Annotated in this window: 19 protein-coding genes; 3 read left to right on the plus strand and 16 right to left on the minus strand. The window is 47.2% G+C overall.

What is annotated here, in order from left to right; all coding sequences use genetic code 11:
- Window positions 1-17 precede the first annotated feature (17 nt).
- Window positions 18-1,128, plus strand: a protein-coding gene (prfB, locus tag GUA87_RS10010; protein ID WP_193716413.1) for a peptide chain release factor 2 whose coding sequence is annotated in 2 segments (ribosomal slippage) — window positions 18-86 and window positions 88-1,128 — 1,110 coding nt in all. Because the reading frame shifts where the segments join, the coding sequence is not laid out codon by codon here.
- Between the two features lie 34 nt (window positions 1,129-1,162).
- On the opposite strand, the gene GUA87_RS10015 is transcribed toward prfB, so the two are convergent.
- The 9 genes from GUA87_RS10015 to purC all read right to left on the minus strand — a co-directional run bounded on the left by GUA87_RS10015 (window position 1,163) and on the right by purC (window position 9,956).
- Window positions 1,163-2,143 carry a hypothetical protein gene (locus tag GUA87_RS10015; RefSeq protein WP_193716414.1) on the minus strand — a complete coding sequence of 327 codons (981 nt, stop codon included), beginning with the start codon at window positions 2,141-2,143 and terminating at the stop codon, window positions 1,163-1,165.
- Window positions 2,144-2,146: 3 nt separating this feature from the next.
- A complete protein-coding gene (locus GUA87_RS10020) occupies window positions 2,147-3,181 on the minus strand; it encodes an alpha/beta hydrolase (protein ID WP_193716415.1) in 1,035 nt (344 codons plus the stop codon).
- Between the two features lie 83 nt (window positions 3,182-3,264).
- The gene (locus GUA87_RS10025; RefSeq protein ID WP_193716416.1) at window positions 3,265-4,554 is read right to left on the minus strand and encodes a hypothetical protein; all 1,290 of its coding nucleotides are present in this window, start codon (window positions 4,552-4,554) and stop codon (window positions 3,265-3,267) included.
- A gap of 809 nt (window positions 4,555-5,363) precedes the next feature.
- Complete coding sequence (gene grxD / locus GUA87_RS10030) at window positions 5,364-5,699, minus strand: Grx4 family monothiol glutaredoxin (RefSeq protein WP_193716417.1); 336 nt, start codon at window positions 5,697-5,699, stop codon at window positions 5,364-5,366.
- 17 nt (window positions 5,700-5,716) lie between these two features.
- Window positions 5,717-5,953, minus strand: coding sequence for a BolA family protein (locus tag GUA87_RS10035; RefSeq protein ID WP_193716418.1), 237 nt, complete (start codon window positions 5,951-5,953; stop codon window positions 5,717-5,719).
- A 5-nt stretch (window positions 5,954-5,958) separates the two neighbouring features.
- A complete protein-coding gene (gene purL, locus GUA87_RS10040) occupies window positions 5,959-8,166 on the minus strand; it encodes a phosphoribosylformylglycinamidine synthase subunit PurL (protein WP_193716419.1) in 2,208 nt (735 codons plus the stop codon).
- 8 nt (window positions 8,167-8,174) lie between these two features.
- Window positions 8,175-8,864, minus strand: a complete 690-nt coding sequence (purQ, locus tag GUA87_RS10045) for a phosphoribosylformylglycinamidine synthase subunit PurQ (RefSeq protein ID WP_193716420.1) — start codon at window positions 8,862-8,864, stop codon at window positions 8,175-8,177.
- Between the two features lie 25 nt (window positions 8,865-8,889).
- Window positions 8,890-9,132 carry a phosphoribosylformylglycinamidine synthase subunit PurS gene (gene purS / locus GUA87_RS10050; protein ID WP_193716421.1) on the minus strand — a complete coding sequence of 81 codons (243 nt, stop codon included), beginning with the start codon at window positions 9,130-9,132 and terminating at the stop codon, window positions 8,890-8,892.
- Between the two features lie 59 nt (window positions 9,133-9,191).
- Window positions 9,192-9,956, minus strand: a complete 765-nt coding sequence (purC, locus tag GUA87_RS10055) for a phosphoribosylaminoimidazolesuccinocarboxamide synthase (RefSeq protein ID WP_193716422.1) — start codon at window positions 9,954-9,956, stop codon at window positions 9,192-9,194.
- Between the two features lie 315 nt (window positions 9,957-10,271).
- On the opposite strand from purC, the gene GUA87_RS10060 reads away from it, so the two are divergent.
- Window positions 10,272-10,595, plus strand: coding sequence for a DUF1476 domain-containing protein (locus GUA87_RS10060; RefSeq protein WP_193716423.1), 324 nt, complete (start codon window positions 10,272-10,274; stop codon window positions 10,593-10,595).
- A gap of 70 nt (window positions 10,596-10,665) precedes the next feature.
- Here GUA87_RS10060 and GUA87_RS10065 read toward each other — a convergent pair whose 3' ends face one another.
- The 4 genes from GUA87_RS10065 to purB form a co-directional block, all read right to left on the minus strand.
- Window positions 10,666-12,435, minus strand: coding sequence for a methyl-accepting chemotaxis protein (locus GUA87_RS10065; RefSeq protein ID WP_193716424.1), 1,770 nt, complete (start codon window positions 12,433-12,435; stop codon window positions 10,666-10,668).
- A 23-nt stretch (window positions 12,436-12,458) separates the two neighbouring features.
- A complete protein-coding gene (locus GUA87_RS10070) occupies window positions 12,459-13,073 on the minus strand; it encodes a hypothetical protein (RefSeq protein ID WP_193716425.1) in 615 nt (204 codons plus the stop codon).
- A 129-nt stretch (window positions 13,074-13,202) separates the two neighbouring features.
- Window positions 13,203-13,745: a GNAT family N-acetyltransferase gene (locus tag GUA87_RS10075; RefSeq protein ID WP_193716426.1), complete on the minus strand. Its 543-nt coding sequence runs from the start codon at window positions 13,743-13,745 to the stop codon at window positions 13,203-13,205.
- 70 nt (window positions 13,746-13,815) lie between these two features.
- Window positions 13,816-15,111 (minus strand): adenylosuccinate lyase, encoded by a 1,296-nt coding sequence (gene purB, locus GUA87_RS10080; RefSeq protein WP_193716427.1) that lies wholly within the window; start codon window positions 15,109-15,111, stop codon window positions 13,816-13,818.
- Window positions 15,112-15,352: 241 nt separating this feature from the next.
- Between purB and GUA87_RS10085 the strand changes: the two genes are divergently transcribed.
- Window positions 15,353-15,898 carry a TetR/AcrR family transcriptional regulator gene (locus GUA87_RS10085; RefSeq protein WP_193716428.1) on the plus strand — a complete coding sequence of 182 codons (546 nt, stop codon included), beginning with the start codon at window positions 15,353-15,355 and terminating at the stop codon, window positions 15,896-15,898.
- Here the strand turns inward: GUA87_RS10085 and GUA87_RS10090 are convergent.
- From GUA87_RS10090 to map, 3 genes are all read right to left on the minus strand, one after another.
- A complete protein-coding gene (locus GUA87_RS10090; RefSeq protein ID WP_193716429.1) occupies window positions 15,895-16,317 on the minus strand; it encodes a helix-turn-helix domain-containing protein in 423 nt (140 codons plus the stop codon). The genes GUA87_RS10085 and GUA87_RS10090 overlap by 4 nt on opposite strands.
- A 102-nt stretch (window positions 16,318-16,419) precedes the next feature.
- On the minus strand, window positions 16,420-17,253 hold the full coding sequence (gene radC / locus GUA87_RS10095; RefSeq protein ID WP_193716430.1) for a RadC family protein: 834 nt from the start codon (window positions 17,251-17,253) through the stop codon (window positions 16,420-16,422).
- Window positions 17,243-18,067 (minus strand): type I methionyl aminopeptidase, encoded by an 825-nt coding sequence (map, locus tag GUA87_RS10100; protein ID WP_193716431.1) that lies wholly within the window; start codon window positions 18,065-18,067, stop codon window positions 17,243-17,245. The genes radC and map overlap by 11 nt, the downstream gene beginning before the upstream one ends.
- Window positions 18,068-18,093 lie beyond the last annotated feature (26 nt).

Consider the following 18,093-nt stretch of genomic DNA (forward strand, 5'->3'; position numbering starts at 1 on the left):
ATTTGAATGGAGTAATTATGCGCGCCGAGCATCAGGTTGTCGTGGATGAAATCAAGCAGGCGATGGACCTGCTGAGGAGGCATCTTTAACTGGGATACAGCTGTTAGAAGACTGGATGAGCTGAATTCCCTCGTTGAAGATCCTGAGCTTTGGAATAATGCCACCAAAGCTCAAGGCCTGATGAGAGAGCGCACAACTCTCGATACCGCTATCAACGCCTATAAGCGCATTTCGCAAGATCTGGAAGATACGGTTGAACTGATCGAACTTGCGGAGATGGAAGAGGACGAAGATACATTGAACGAGGCGGAAGAAGCCCTCAATGATCTTCGTGTTGAAGTTGATAAGCGCCGTCTTGAAAGCATGTTGTCCGGCGAAGTGGATGGGAACGATTGTTACCTTGAAATCCACGCCGGTGCGGGCGGTACGGAAAGCCAGGACTGGACGCAGATTCTGCTGCGCATGTATATGCGTTGGGCGGATCAGCATGGCTGCAAGACCAAAGTGCTTGAGGAAAGCGCAGGCGAGGAAGCAGGTCTTAAATCCGTAACCATTGAGATCTCCGGTGAGAATGCGTATGGCTGGTTGAAGACAGAATCTGGTGTACATCGCCTTGTGCGAATTTCACCATTTGATTCAAATGCCCGCCGCCATACGAGCTTTTCATCTGTTGGCGTGTATCCGGTTATTGATGACGATATTGATATTGAGATCGAAGAAAAAGATCTTCGTATTGATACATACCGCGCTTCCGGCGCCGGTGGTCAGCACGTGAACCGGACGGAATCTGCGATCCGTATCACCCATATTCCGACAAATATTGTGGTGCAATGTCAGAACGATCGCTCCCAGCATAAGAACAAAGCGGCGGCGATGAAGATGTTGAAATCTCGCCTTTACGAAGCTGAGCTGCAAAAGCGTGAAGAAGCGGCAGCCGAAGCGCGCGGAACGCAAACCGATATTGGGTGGGGGCATCAGATCCGATCTTACGTTCTGCACCCATATCAGATGGTCAAAGACCTTCGCACCGGCGTTGAAAAAGGAAACGCCCAAGGTGTTCTGGATGGTGATCTGGATGATTATCTTGCCGCGGCCTTGTCACAGCGAGTTGGTGAGGGGGACGACTAGGTCATATCCCTTAAAATTAACTCAAAAGCCGGCCTTATGCAGAGGCCGGCTTTTTTATTTTATACAAATATTTAAAATACTTATCGGGCATTGGTTTGATCATCATGGCGATCGGAACGACCATAATGATAGTCAGAAGAACCCGGCCGATCAGCACACCACTCCAATGGCCACCGCAAGCGATGATGATGATGGTATCTTCAACTAGACTGTGACCAAGGCAAATAAAAATCATGGATAAGAAAACACTTTTCGGCTGCAGGTGATCTTTTTCAACTTCCCGAATAATCAAGCCCCCTCCAAAAGACAATCCCAGCAAAATACCGACCATGGCAAGCGGGGCTGCGTTTGGGCCAATTCCGATTAAGCGCAGCAGTGGCGTGAGGAGTTTGATCAGCTGCTTGGTAATACCTGTGATATCCAGCAATTTCATCAGGGTAATCAGGCCAACAAGAATGACAAATATCATGGCCAGCCCCTGCAAGGAGGAAATACCCCAATCCAACCAGCTTTCAGGACCCTCAGAGGCGCTATCAAGAGCGATTAGGATATTCGCAGGTCCTTCGAACATTCCCACCGATGTGATGATTACATGGGCAAGCCATCCGTAGATCACCATGGCAAGTAGGCGAATAAAGGTTGAAAAGACAATGGAGACGCCCGTTTTCTTCACGATGAGCTGTTCAACCGGCAACACATGTGCAAATAACATCATCCCGCCAAGAACGGTCATATCAGCGGTGGTAAAGGCCACTTCTGGGGCAAGGGCCATTAGGACTGCGGCAGCGGGGTATAGGCCCACAAGGATCGTTGTCACCAGAATAAGCGATGCCTCCGCTGGCAGGCCGAAGATCGCCATAAAAGGCGCGCTCCATTCACCCAATATCTCAACAATTCCGTGGCGGATGGCAAATTCCACAACAATCATCACAGGCACGATGATTTTGATCAGAGCCCAGTAGACCGCCACGGATTCAGTGGCAATCTCTTTGGCAAGGGATTTAAGTCGGGTCATATATTATTCTGCAAAGGCGGATGCAACAGCAGTTGCTGCGGTTTTGAGGGCTTTGTCCGCGTCTTCAAATAACCCGCTTAAGGACATGAAGCCGTGAACCATCCCTTCATAGCGTATTACGCCCATCGGTACACCTGCTTCTTTCAAAGCCGCCGCATATTCTTCTGCTTCATCCCGCAACGGATCAAACCCTGCTGTCATGATCAGGGTAGGGGCCAAGCCTTCCAGGTCTTCTGAAATACTGGGGGAGGCCCGCAAATCATTCATATCTTCAGGCGTGTTCAAATAATGACCGCGGTACCAATGCATCCGCTCTTCCGTCAGGAAAAAACCGTTGGCAAATAGTTTATGGCTGTTGGCAGTAAAATGGCTGTCAGTTGTTGGATAGATAAGTAGCTGGAATTTAGGTTGAGGTGTCCCGTTGCGCTTTGCATCCTGCGCGGCAACAGCCGCCAAATTACCACCAGAACTGTCACCCCCCACGGCGACATTATTCTGATCCAACCCTTTACTAAGGCCGTTTTCCTGAACCCAACGAAGCGCCGCATAGGCATCATCAACAGCAGCAGGGAATTTGTTCTCAGGCGCGAGGCGATATTCCACGGATAGAACCGCAAAATTCCCGAATTTAGCGAGACGGCGGAACATGCCATCGTGGGATTTGATGGACCCCCGAATAAACCCGCCCCCGTGATATCCGACAAGGACCGGTATGGGGTTGCTTTCATCGCTTTGGCGCGGTTTGTAAAGCCGGACAGGAATATCCCCACCAGGGCCGGGGATGGTGAAATCCTCTACATGCGGAAGGTCAACGAAATCACCGGCAAAGGTCACGCCAAGCGTTTCGATTTGCTCCCGTGCACGCTCAACGGTTTCCTCATCAATAGGTGGGGTTTGTTTATCAACAATTTTGCAAAGAAACTGCGCTTTTGCGTTCAGGATCTGCCCATCTTTTTTAACCCGGCGACCAAGATATAGAAGGTTAAACACCCCTTCAGGTATCTTACACAAAATATCCGCAAGCTTGGCCTGATCCATTTTTCCCCCCAATTCAGGTAATCAATTTACCCTAAAATATTATAGGCATAAATATGATCATATCTCAGGAAATCGTCAAAGGCTTATCTGATGTACTTATTGTTTGCTTTAAGTGTATGCAAGATCCAGGCTCGATCTGCCTCACTTAAGTCTTCTGCAAAAGTGTGTAGTTTGCCGTTTCTGTTGAAGATGATCTTATTTCCCGACAGATGTAGGTTCTTCAAATCACTGAGCAACAGTGAGAATGTTTCTTTCCTGGCAAACGGGTTATGGAAGATGCTCGTTGAGCTTCCCCCTTTTTCCACAAAGATCTCCAGACCGGATATATGGATCTTTTCTTTACGTTGTGGGATGCCCGCAATAATCATCCCAATAAAGCAGAGTATTGCACCGGCAACGGGCATATAAATCTGTTCTAGTAAGGCATGGGAACGTGGGTGCGCCAAGGTTTCGTCATATCCGATGGCTTTATATAGTTTCCAGAGGACCGTCACTTCATCTGTCGTTTGATACAGACAGATGCAGAACGCGATAAAAAGCGCAATGGCCGCATAAACGCGCAAAAAGCCAGCTTCTTTTATACCCGCAGCATATTTAAGGGTTATGCCTCGATGATCTTTGATTTTCTGGATGGCGGAATTTGCGGGAAGGGCAACATCCTTTAATTCTGGAGCAGGAGGCTCGTCTGCGTCCAATGGAGCTGGCTGCTCTTTTTCTTTCTCTTCCAGTTTTCTCATACGCTCCAGAAGCGGAGTATGGTCTTCCTCAGGCAAGGTATCTTCTGTTGGAACATTTTCAGGGGAGCCCTCATCAACTTGATCTTTCAGCAATTCATACACCCACTTTATGTCACTTACGGGCATTTCATCGCTGATCATCAATTCATTTTTGGAATTTTTCAGCTGAATGGCTTCTCCGCTCCGGGTTCGAAGCAGTTCCGCTTCTGATGCCTGTTTTGGGGTAACATAAAACAGATTTTTGGGGGGCAGGGCAGGTTGGCGATGTTTGCTTTCCAATCTGCTCACTGATGGGGCCTTGTATCCACCGGTGATTACAATGGCATTCTTAAAAGGACCACTTGAATAAACACCCCCGACAAGCACGAAGGGCACCATCATAGCGATATAAATCTCAAACATAAATTCGCGGAAAAAAGGCAGGGGGAGGGCGTTTTGAAAAAAGAATAGAAAAACCAAGAAGAAGAGTATGATTGACGAGACAAATCTGATTTTTCGCGCGAGCGCTGATATTGGGTATGAAATCTCTAACCCCTCATCTGTTTCTCGCACCCTTACATAGGTGAAAGTCACCAAATTCAGAATAAAATCCCCACCTGAGCTAATTTTATTCGCGCTGTTTTCGCCCGTTGTCATTTAGTTTCTCTTTCAAGGGAAATAAACAGCCACGGTATGGTGTTCGGCATGATTGTTTCTGTGATGCCGCCTTTTTGTCCTATCTGTATATCTGATGACCGTGATTGCATATTTTCCCCTCAATGCAAAATCATCGTTTGTTATTATGGTGAGTCCATTCAACTATATGGCGGGTGGTAAGGCAATAAGAAAACAAAATCTTATTAAGCCTCTTAACAACTAGAATTTAGAATGGTTAGCGATGGAAGAGAAGTTCATTTTATTCAGGAAAAAAAATCAAAAAAATATAAAACCTATATTTTTCAGTTAGTTATAGGAAAATATTTGGTTTGGCCCTGAGCGGTGTATTCTTTATAATTAGAGAACACTCAAAGAACACGAGTGGCCCCTCCCTACTGCTTGCCGGCTGAATAGGGAAGGGCAATTTTCGCGCATGCAAGGAAAATTTTGCATGAATACGTTAACTCATCATCCAGAAAGGTTTTATGATGAGAAACAAAGATAGTATAGTTACATTTCGTAACTCTGTAAATGTCAACATGTCAAGAGAACAGCGGAAATGTTTAGAGCTGAAGCTTAGGCTAGTTAACTCCGCTAGGCTGACTTATGGCGTGAAAGACGCTCAGGATTTGTGGAAAAAGTTGAATTTACCTCAAACTGATGGAATGTCATTTCCTGCACAGCTAGAGTTACCATTATCTACACTAGCTCGTAATGATAATGGTCCAACAGTGATTTAGTTACGACTTGTTGCAATAAAAAACGGCGCTTGAGGAAGCGCCGTTTTGAAAAATGAGTCCAAGGGCAGTTTAGCTTGCCATTGTGACCTGTTTTTCGTCGAAAAGGCCTTGTAGTTCGCCTGTTTCAAACATTTCACGCATGATGTCACAGCCACCGATAAATTCGCCTTTGACGTAGAGCTGAGGAATTGTTGGCCATTGGCTGAATTCCTTGATGCCTTCGCGGATGCTTGGGTCGCTCAGTACGTCAATGCTGCTGAATTTAACATTCAGGTGTGACAGGATTTGAACCGCAGTTGCGGAGAAACCGCATTGTGGAAATACTGCGGAACCTTTCATAAACAGGACGACGTCGTTAGAGCCGACTTCCTGCTTAATGCGTTCTTCTGTTGCTTGATCAAGCATTATTAGCCCTTTCTAGATTAAGTGTTAGGTACAGAGGTTTGCAGTGCCAGTGCGTGAAGATCACCGCCCATCTTGCCTTTCAAGGCTTGATAAACCAGTTGATGTTGCTTCACACGAGGCAGGCCTTCAAAAGCGGAAGAGATAACAAGCGCCGCATAATGGTCACCATCACCGCGCAGGTCGGTGATTTCCACCTGCGCATCAGGTAGGCTTTCCATAATCAGGCGTTCGATTTCACTCGCATCCATTGCCATGCAAATTACTCCTTTTCGCTTCCAGGGGCGGCCATCAGGCCAGGAAGCCAGTTTGTATGTGCGTCCCTAATGTCATTTAGGGATACGGTTACAGATTTTCCAACCTTGATTTCATTATGACCGGTCGTTCCAACAATTTGAAGAGGCACATTTTCATTTTTGGCCAATTCCGCAATCTTTTCCGCATTTTCTGCGGTGGCGGTCACAATATAACGGGCCTGATCCTCGGCATAAGCCGCCACATGAAGCGGCAGATCATCACCAAGATCCAATTGGGCACCCATTTTACCAGCCAATGCCATTTCAGAAAGCGCTACCAGAAGGCCGCCATCTGCAATGTCGTGACAGGCGGTGACTTTGCCGTCATGAATTAGGCCACGAACGAAGTCACCATTTTTGCGTTCGGTCGCCAGATCAACAGAAGGCGGCGCACCTTCTTCACGGCCTTCGATTTCCTTCAGGTAAATGGTTTGACCCATCTCACCTTTGGTTTCACCAACAACCATGATGGTCTCACCGGCGTCTTTCAGCGCCAATGTCATCATATGTTCGGATTTTTCAAGAAGCCCCACACCACCAATGGCTGGTGTTGGGAAAATGCCCGTACCGTTGGTTTCATTGTACAAGGACACGTTACCGGATACGACAGGGTAGTCGAGGGCATTACACGCATCACGCATACCATCGATACAGCCCACAAACTGACCCATAATCTCAGGGCGTTCAGGGTTACCGAAATTCATGCAGTCTGTGATGGCAAGTGGTTTTGCACCCGTTGCCGTCAGGTTCCGCCATGTTTCGGCAACTGCCTGTGCTCCACCTGTTTGTGGATGGGCAAAACAGTAACGTGGTGTACAGTCAGTAGTGACAGCCAGCGCTTTATCTGTGCCGTGAACACGGACAACACCCGCATCACCACCCGGGCGCTGAATGGTGTCACCCATCACCATGTGGTCATACTGCTCCCAGATCCATTTGCGGCTGGCGATGTTGGGGGATCCCATCATTTGAACCAGTGTTGCACCCAGATCATTTGGGGCCTGAACATCATCTGCGCCCAAAGAAGCAGGAAGTTCAGTTGGAACCCAAGGACGATCATATTCTGGGGATGAATCTGCCAATGGGGCAACAGGCAGGTCCGCAACTGTCTCACCATGCATGGTCAGAACCATACGGCCAGTGTCGGTCACTTTACCGATAACGGCGAAATCCAGTTCCCATTTATGGAAGATGGCGCGTGCTTCGTCTTCACGGCCAGGTTTCAGGATCATGAGCATCCGTTCCTGGCTTTCAGACAGCATGATCTCATATGGCGTCATGCCTTCTTCACGCATTGGAACATTATCCAGATCAAGCTGGATACCAACGCCGCCTTTATCTGCCATTTCGAAAGAGGAGGAGGTGAGACCCGCAGCACCCATATCCTGAATGGCAACGATGGCGTCTGTTGCCATTAGCTCAAGACAGGCTTCCAGAAGAAGTTTTTCAGTGAACGGGTCACCAACCTGAACGGTTGGACGCTTTTCTTCACTGTCATCGTCAAATTCTGCAGATGCCATTGTGGCACCGTGAATACCGTCACGACCCGTTTTGGAGCCCACATAAACAACAGGGTTTCCAATACCCGCCGCAGCGGAATAGAAAATATTGTCTGTTTCAGCCAAGCCAACAGTCATGGCATTGACGAGGATATTTCCATCGTAGGATTCATGGAAATTGGTCTCACCGCCAATTGTCGGAATACCCATGCAGTTACCATAGCCGCCAATACCCGCAACAACACCAGATACAAGGTGACGTGTTTTCGGATGATCCGGGCGCCCAAAACGCAAAGCATTCATGTTGGCAACCGGGCGCGCACCCATTGTGAATACGTCACGCAGGATACCACCAACACCAGTCGCAGCGCCTTGATATGGTTCGATATATGAAGGGTGGTTATGGCTTTCCATTTTGAAAATAGCAGCCTGACCATCACCAATGTCAATGACACCAGCATTTTCACCCGGACCACAGATCACCCATGGGGCTTCTGTTGGCAGGGTTTTCAGCCATTTCTTGGATGACTTGTAGGAACAGTGCTCACTCCACATCACAGAGAAAATACCAAGCTCTGTTAGATTTGGGGTGCGGCCCAGAATTTCCAGGGCCAGTTCGTATTCGCTTTCCGACAGGCCGTGTTCAGCGACGATTTCTTTTGTAATTTCCGTCATGGTGCTACTCAGCTCAGGGAATTGATCAGGTTATCAAAGAAGGTTTTGCCATCAGTGCCGCCCAACTGTTCACTAATCAGGCGCTCAGGATGCGGCATCAGGCCCAGAATATTGCCAGCCTCGTTGTAGATGCCGGCGATATTATTGCGTGATCCATTGATATTTGTGGCGTCGTTCACGTTGCCATCTTCGTTAGCGTAGCGGAACGCCACCTGACCTTCACCTTCAAGACGCTTTAGGGTCTCGTCATCAGCGTAGAAGTTACCGTCATGATGGGCAACAGGGAAGCGAACGATCTGACCTTGTTCAAATGAGCCAACAAAGCGTTCATTTTCGGAAACAACCTGAAGGTCTACATCTTTACAAATGAATTTCTGGTTGGCGTTGCGAAGCAGGGCGCCTGGTAGCATGCCTGTTTCTGTTGCCACTTGAAAACCGTTACACACGGCAAGAACAGGGACACCTTCGGATGCTTTCTTCACAACTTCACGCATGATCGGGGAATTACCTGCGATGGCGCCACAGCGAAGATAGTCGCCGTAGGAAAAACCGCCGGGAATTGCGATTAGGTCAGTTTCAGGAAGTTCACTATCACCATGCCAGACCATTGCGGGGGCGCTCCCCATGGACTGCTCAATGGCAACTTTCATATCACGGTCACAATTTGAACCGGGAAAAACGATAACTGCGGCCTTCATCGGGCTCAGTCTCCTATAGTTGGGATCAGTCCAGAAGTTCGATTGCGTAATTTTCAATTACAGTGTTGGCCAGCAGCTGTGTGCACATTTTGTCAACAGTTGCCGGGGCGTCTTCTTTGGAAATATCGCCCAGATCCAGTTCAATAACTTTTCCCTGACGGACGTCATTTACACCCTCAAAACCCAGGCCATGCAGCGCATGTTCAATAGCTTTACCTTGTGGGTCCAAAACACCGTTTTTCAGTGAAATCGTTACACGAGCTTTCATCGTCTATTACCTTGTCGTATCTAGCCAAGAAAAAAGGCGCAAATATTGCGCCTTTGAATTTATTGAATTGCAGTTGAGCCTTTCAGGTCGCCGGGGCCACCCTCTGGCATGATGCCAAGTCGCCGGGCAACTTCCTGATAAGCTGCTTCAACACCACCAAGATCGCGCCGGAAACGGTCCTTATCCAGTTTCTCATTCGTCTCTAGATCCCAGAGGCGACAGTTGTCGGGGCTGATTTCATCCGCGAGGATGACCTGCATCTCGTCACCATTGAAATAGCGACCAAATTCCAGTTTGAAATCAACGAGGCGAATGCCGATACCCGTGAACAGGCCACAAAGGAAATCATTGACGCGAAGAGACATGTTCATAATTTCATCAAGCTCGCGCGGGGTAGCCCAACCAAATGTCGTGATATGCTCTTCCGCGATCAGCGGGTCATTCAACTCATCTGACTTGTAGCAGAACTCAACCAGCGACCGGGGCAATGCGTTCCCCTCTTTCAAGCCAAGGCGCGTACAGATGGAGCCTGCGGCCACATTGCGTACGATGACCTCAACGGGAATGATCTCAACCTCTTTGATCAACTGCTCGCGCATATTCAGGCGGCGGATGAAGTGGTTTTGAACACCAATTTCCGTCAGACGGTTCATCAGATGCTCAGAAATTCGATTGTTGAGAACGCCCTTGCCGGTAACAGTGGATTTCTTCTCACCATTAAACGCAGTTGCGTCGTCTTTAAAATATTGAACTAGGGTTCCTGGCTCAGGTCCTTCAAAAAGGACTTTGGCCTTGCCTTCGTAGACACGTCTACGGCGGGTCATATGCGCCACTCCAACATAAGGGCCAGATCAATTGGCCGAGCGGAAATTACCTAAAAGGGGGCGGGGGAGACGTCAAAAATTTGCCATATCCATCTGCCATACCTGTTACTGGATTCGGGAATTAATCTCGAATCTGAGCGGACCATAGTTCAGATGTTGAATAAAGACAATATCCCGTAACAGTTTTGACATAGAAATTGGAAAAAAAACCAAGTCGACTATGGCGTTTGCTCACTTTTGATGTATATAGAAAGCAGAAAGGCCGGGGGTGGCAAAAGCCCGGTATCATTTTAGGGAATTCAGAAGGACCGGAAGATGTCAGGTATTGATGATCTTGGAAAAGCACATGAAGGCAAATTCGCCCTTGATGAAGAGCAGGAATTTAAAGCGGTTGCACGTCGCAATAAATTGCTTGGTCTCTGGGCAGCAGATCTGATGGGTCTGACAGATGATGCCGCTCAGGAATATGCCAAAGAAGTTATCGTTGCTGACCTTGAAGAAAAAGGTGATGATGACGTATTCCGCAAAATTCGCGGTGATCTGGATGCGAAAAGTGTCGAGATGTCTGACCACCGTATCCGCCGCGAAATGGAAGAGCTCCTTGCAACAGCACGCGAACAGATCCATAACGGTGAATAATTAGGTAATCGACCAGATTACGAAAAAGGCCTGCTGAAAAGCAGGCCTTTTTTATTGGTGGTTTGAAAGTTTATACCGACCTGACGTCTTCCAGGAATACTGAGATATTTTGTTGTAGATCATCAGACAGAGCACTGAGATTGGTGGATGCATTCAATACTTTGGACGAAGAATCTTTTGTCTCATGCGCTTTTTGAGAGACTACTTCGATTTTTGATGAAACCTGTTCCGTGCCGCGAGAGGCTTCCTGTACATTTCGGGATATTTCACCCGTCGCGGCTGTCTGCTCTTCAATCGCGGATGATATACCGACATTGGCTTCCCTGATTGATTCAATCACCTTGCTGATTTTCTCAATCGCCTCAACCGTACCATCAGAGGCGGACTGCATATCTCCGATCTGGCTTGCAATCTCTTCTGTCGCTTTCGCAGTTTGGTTTGCAAGGGATTTAACCTCGCTTGCAACGACAGCAAAGCCTTTGCCAGCTTCACCTGCACGAGCCGCCTCAATCGTGGCATTCAACGCCAACAGGTTGGTTTGAGAGGCGATGTCGTTGATGATATTAATAATTTCGCCAATTTTGCGGGTGGATTGAGCAAGCGAAGATACAGAAGCGCTCGAATTTTGAGCTTCTTCCACAGCTTCTTCAGATACACGTGATGCCTGGGATACCTGTCTGTTGATTTCTGCGATTGAAGCGGAAAGTTCTTCTGCTGCTGCGGCCACTGTATGAGTGTTGCCGGATGCTTCACGAGCGGCATTTGCAACCACTTCAGCAATCTCCTGAGAGCTATCAGCATTTCCAACCATTTGCTGCGCAGTCCCTTTAAGGTCACCTGCAGAATGTTCTAACTGGGACATTTGGGCAGAAACTTTCTCTTCGAATTTTCGCACGATTGAAGTGAGTTGCTCTGCCCGGGCTGTTTTCTCTGCTGCGATCTGTGCTTCGCGTTCGCGTTCCTGGGCTAGTCTTGCTTCTTCTTCTGCTCTCGTTTTTCTTCTCTGTTCTGTCTCCTCAGCTTCCCGCTGCCTTCTTTCTTCCCGCATTCTTTCTTGTTCAATGGCTCCATCTTTAAAGATGGAAACAGATCTTACCATCTCTCCAATTTCATCTTTTCGTTGGGTTTTCTCCAACTCAATTTCAAGATTACCACTCGCCAGCTCTCCCATGATATTGGTCATGGAGGAGACGGGGCCCGCAATGGATTTGGTCAGGACAAATGCAAGAAGGATGGAGATCAGAACGAGAGCCGTCACGGATCCCGTAATAACGTATGTAAATTCCTGATTGGCAGTTTCTTTGGTGATAAGTGTCTCACTCAGAATGTTCTTGATTGCATTGTTCAGCTCATCCGCTGCTGCATAGAACTGATCTACCTTCATCTGAGGTTCACCTGATACTTCAATAGCGCGCGCTTCATTTACGGTGAGGTGATTTCTCATTAACGAAAGTTGCTTTGAAGCAATTGAATCGCACCAATCCAATTGAATTGACCTGACTTTAGATGCCAATTCTAGCAGAGTAGCGTCTTCGACGGCGTCGACGAGAGAGTTATAATGCACTGTGGCTTGAGCGTGGGCATCCTGCAAACTTGTTTCAAAAGACCTGTCGGCAGTCAGCAAATAAGAGGACATACTACTTACTTCAATTTGAAAGCTCTTTTGGTACGCGTTGTTAATTTCAGCAACTCGCTGAGCCTTTTGACCAACTTGGTCTGCTTCTCTGATGTTGGAAATTGAAATAAATGCAGCAACTACCATTGCAATTGTAATCACAATCAACAGGGCGAAGCTGACTGATAGCTTTGAAGCTATTTTGAGATTTTGAAAAAAATTCATAGTCGTTCCGTTCTTATTGATTGTCAGGAATTGCCAGCGCGGCGAGATAACTCTGTCAGGTTAAATTCCACAGTAATTGCCCCAATTGGGCTGCCGGATGCATCGGCTACTGTGGCATTAAACTGGGCTTTCCAAATACCCCGCTCATCGTCGAATTCAGCCTCATCAACGAAGTAGGCCTTTGCTCCATTTGGGAAAGTTTTTTGGAATTTAGCTTCATCTCCTTGCCAGTAATCAGAGGAGATGGAACTTTGTCCCACATTCAACCCCTTCGCATCCATAACAAAAATCTCTGTATACAGACCGAGAGATGCTGCTTGGATTTGCGTTAGATAACTGGAGAGAGGGTTAGTCAATGTAGAGGCGATAAGGGGCTGGTCTTCCAGTTTTCGCTCTGCGCGCCATTGTTTATCAAGGCGATCAATTTCAGCCTGATCAATATTTTTATGTCGTTTGTTCTGTGAATGAACCGAAATTCTTAGAACTGGTTTATTGAAGATATCGTTGATTTTACTGATGACCTGTTGGTCAATTAAATCTGTGCTGGGTGCAGGAGGTTGAGCATTCGCGGAGACTGAGGAAATGATGGTGCAGATTACCAGTAGACCGGCGAATTTCACGTAGTCAAAGACACACATGTTAGGTCCCTTATTTAACTAGAACAGAGAGCAGTGGCTCCCCGATCTCATTTGTTTACTTGGACCATATTGACCATCAAGAGTTAATGGTCAGTTAATAATATTATTTAGTAATATATTGAGAGCTTCCTATTTCTGGGTAGTTCGGTAAAGAATATGGCGTTTCAATGGATGCCCATTGTCGAGGGCGGGATGGTCAAAATATTCCCCTTCATGGGTCATTCCAATCCGTTGCATGACTTTCTGGGAAGGTTCGTTGATTTCTGCAGTGAAAGAGATGACTTCGTCAACACCCAGTTTATCAAAGGCGTATTTAAGAACGCCTTTGGCGGCTTCAGATGCATATCCTTTCCCCCAATAGGGCTCATCCAGACGCCAACCGATTTCAACAGAAGGCGAGAAGGGCATATTGTCACCGGTTTTGTTAAGGCCAACAAATCCGATAAACGCACCATCTTCTTTGCGCTCAGTCGCCCAGAAGGTGTATCCGTTTTTCTCCTGCCGACGTCCAAGTTCATCCACCATCGAATTACTTTGTTCAACGGTTAGTGTGGATGGAAAATAACGCATGACTGTCGCATTGCCGTTAAGGCGTGCAAACGGTTCGCGGTCACTGTCCCGAAAAAGGCGACAGATGAGGCGTTCCGTTTCAAAAATGATATCGGCAGTCATAAATGGCTTCTCCCAATAAAAAAAGCTGCCCGAATGAAACATCGGACAGCTTCCATTCAGATTGAATTCCTTATTCGCCGAAGACGCGCTTGAACAAAGTGTCCACATGTTTTGTGTGGTATTCCAAGTCAAACACGCTTTCGATCTGCTCATCAGACAGGGCTGCGCTGACTTCTTCATCATTTTTCAGCAATGTCATGAAGTCTTCGCGCTCACGCCAGACGACCATTGCGTTACGCTGTACCAGACGGTAGGCATCTTCACGGCTTACACCAGCTTGTGTCAGGGCAAGAAGAACACGTTGAGAGTGGATCAGACCACCCAGCTTGTTCATGTTGTCGAGCATATTTTGTGGGTAAACAACCAGCTTCTCAATCACACCGGTCAGACGCGCCAGTGCAAAATCAAGTGTGATAGTTGCATCTGGACCGATACCACGCTCAACGGAGGAGTGGGAGATATCGCGTTCGTGCCATAGCGCCACATTCTCCATGGCAGGTGTTACCGCCATACGAACGAGGCGGGCCAGACCTGTCAGATTTTCTGTAAGAACCGGGTTGCGTTTATGCGGCATCGCGGAGGAGCCTTTCTGACCTGGAGAGAAATACTCTTCCACTTCCAAAACTTCCGTCCGTTGGAGGTGACGAATTTCAACGGCCAGACGCTCAACAGAGCTTGCGATGACGCCGAGAATGGCGAAGAACATGGCGTGGCGGTCACGTGGGATAACCTGTGTGGAAATCGTTTCTGGCTCAAGGCCCAATGATTTCGCCACATGCTCTTCAACATACGGGTCAATGTTGGCGAAAGTGCCAACGGCACCGGAAATAGCACAAGTTGCGATTTCTTTACGGGCCATTTCCAGACGTTCACGATTACGATCAAATTCTGCGTAGGCTTGCGCCATCTTAAGACCGAAGGTTACCGGCTCAGCGTGAATACCGTGAGAGCGACCAACACAAACATCGTCTTTATGCTCATGCGCTTTTTTCTTCAAGGCAGCAAGCAGGTCATCCATGTCTTTTAACAGAATGTCAGCCGCTTTAGTTAGCTGAACATTCAAGCAGGTATCCAGAACATCGGATGATGTCATCCCCTGGTGGACGAAACGGGCTTCGTCACCCACATATTCCTGAAGGTTAGTCAGAAACGCAATCACATCATGCTTGGTTTCGCGTTCAATTTCGTCAATGCGGTCGATTTCAAAATCGCCACGCTCCCATACAGCTTTTGCAGCTTCTTTTGGGATAACCCCCAGTTCAGCCTGTGCATCACATGCATGAGCTTCAATTTCGAACCAGATTCTAAATTTGCTTTCTGGTTCCCAAATAGCGGTCATTTCCGGGCGGGCATAGCGGGGTATCATGGCAATTCACCTATTTTGAATGCGGCAGATAGTGTAAAAAGTCGTTACACTAATCCGTAAAAGTCTATTCCGATGGGCGTTCACTAGCAGACGATAAAAAAAATCACAACAACTTCTGCTCTTTGATTTGCCTAGAAATTATATCAAGTTGTTTATATTGGTAACGGTCAACGTGAATAGAGGTGGATATAATTCTTGTGTTTTTCGTATTTGATTCCGATTTTTTCAGTTAAAAAATAATATGGTTACTGAGAGAGATATACTGGAAGCGACGATTACCGTGTTGGCATATAAGCCGGATGCGACCATGCATGACATTGCCAATGAGGCAGGGGTCACCAGGATAACAATAAATAGAAAGTTTGGCAGCAAGGCAGATCTCATCGAAGCCGCTGCCCGACATAGCTTGCAAGAACTTCAAAGAATTGTACGTCGCGCTCTGTCAGGGAAAAAGCCCCCGATGGAGAAATTCTTCCGAATAATGCGGGATTATTACCGTTTAAGGAATCATCACTTGTTCTGGATGAGAACAATGATTGATGACAGCGACAGAAATCGAAAAGCCTTTTTAAGGCAGTTGGAAAAAATAGAAACACTGGTTAAAGAAGCCCAAGAAAACGGAGAGGTTAAAAGTGATCTGCCTTCAGGATGGGTTGCCTGCTTTTTTGATTACATCGTCATGACGGCCTCGATGACGAGGTATCGTGGAATAGTTGCAGAGCGGGATGTTCTAAACACTGCCTGGAACACCTTCATGTATGGGGTTGCTCATCAGCGTGCATTTTAGGGCTGACTATCCAAGATGGTATCAATTAAGTCTCTGACTTCTTTGCGAAGCTTGTCATCCGTAATTCTGGAATAGGCCCGGACCAGTTCAAGGGTCTCTCTTGTGTTGGCCGGATCGTGTTTTTCCTGATCCTCACTTGTGGAATTGTCATCAACAGATTGTTCGGTCTTAAAAAAGTAGCTTATGTCAGTCTCAAGCGCTTTCGCAAGGCTGTAAAGCCGACTGGCGCCGATCCGGTTTATGCCTTGCTCATACTTTTGCAACTGCTGAAAAGTAATGCCCACTTTTGCCGCAACTTCAGCCTGACTAAGGCCCAAAAGTGTTCGTTTTTGACGTAGTTTTTGACCGACGAGACGATCAGTAATCTGCTGATTGCCTTCACGTTTATCGCGGTTATGAGTTGTCTTATCCCGTTCCATTTTATAAGCACAATTCCCCCAAATGAACCAACATCAGCCATGTGCCAACAGCGGTTGTCTGCTTAAATTTATAAAATGGAATATTTAAAGAAGCCTAAACTGCTACATTAGACCGAGGGATTTTAAGCTAGTGCTTTCATTGCGGCTGACAATTAAGTGGTCATGCACTTTAATATTAAGGGCATCTGCAGCTTTAACAATTTCACCTGTCATCTGGATGTCAGCGCGGGAAGGGGTTGTGTCCCCAGATGGGTGGTTGTGAACCAGAATGAGGGAGCTTGCATGTAGTTCAAGTGCTCGCTTTACCACTTCTCTTGGATAAACGGCGGTGTGGTTTACTGTGCCGGTTTGCTGAATTTCATCGGCGATAAGATGGTTTTTATTGTTGAGGAACAGAATACGGAAATTCTCAACCTCTTTGCGACCCATAACAACTTGGCAGTATTCCTGTAAGGCCTGCCAGGAGCTTAAGACGTTCTTTTCTTTAAATTCGCCGCGAAGAAGTTTTTCACCCAATTTTTCAGAAATGCGAATTGTTGCAATTGCAGCATCGCCAACACCATCTATTTTTTTTAGTGTTTCGTTTGAAGCGCTCATCACCCCAGACAAATCACCAAATTCATTTATCAAACGTTTAGCGAGAGGTTTGGTGTCACCGCGAGGGGAGGCCGCAAAAAGGAGCATTTCAAGAAGTTCGTAATCCGCTAGACTCTCGACCCCAAGAGTTAGGACTTTTTTCCTCAAGCGTTCACGATGGCCTAATTTGTCATCGAATTTTATTTTTTTTGCGGTTGAGCTGTCGGAAAGTCCCTCATGATCGTTCTTGTCGTGAGGGGTATAAGGAATATTGGGACCTTTGACATTGGACGGTAGCAAGTCGCTTTGAACAACTTGCTCTTTAAAACCAGTGTTTTTAGAAGTTCCCTCAGACGTCATATGGTGGATGATCCAAGCCTTTAGGCGATTTTGTGAAGATCTCGTATCCGTCAGCGGTAACACCCAAGGAATGTTCAAACTGTGCGGATAAAGACCTGTCGCGGGTTACAGCGGTCCAGCCATCTTCCAGCACTTTCACCTGCCACTTACCCAGATTGATCATTGGCTCAATGGTGAAAATCATACCCTCACGAAGTTCAACACCTTCGCCCGGGGTGCCGTAGTGAACCACATTAGGAACGTCGTGGAAAACCTGACCCAGACCGTGGCCACAAAAATCACGAACAACAGAGCAGCGGTTCTTTTCAGCAAACGACTGAATGGCATAGCCAATGTCACCCGTTGTTGCGCCGGGTTTGACAACTTCAATACCCCGCATCAGGCATTCATATGTGATGTCGATCAGGCGACGTGCTTTTACATTTGGTTTGCCCGCAATGAACATGCGGCTTGTATCACCATGCCAGCCATCCACAATTGGTGTCACATCGATATTGATGATGTCGCCATCTTTCAGTTTCTTATCACTTGGAATACCATGACAGACAACATGATTGATGGACGTACAGATGGATTTTGGAAACCCGCGATAGCCAAGCGGTGCACAAGTGCCGCCGCGTTCCGTAATGAAGTCACTGCAAAGCGTGTTCAGCTCGTCCGTGGAGACACCAGGGACTACATGTTCCGCGATCATGTCCAGTGTTTCAGCAGCCAACTGCCCAGCTTTGCGCATACCCTCAAAGCCCTCAGGACCATGAAGTTTGACAACGCCGGTATTTTCGACGGGTGTTTCTTTGCTGCTGATATATTTCATCTGTCTAATTGGTCTTTTCTGAATAC

The sequence above is a fragment of the Sneathiella sp. P13V-1 genome, from assembly GCF_015143595.1.
Lineage (GTDB): Bacteria > Pseudomonadota > Alphaproteobacteria > Sneathiellales > Sneathiellaceae > Sneathiella.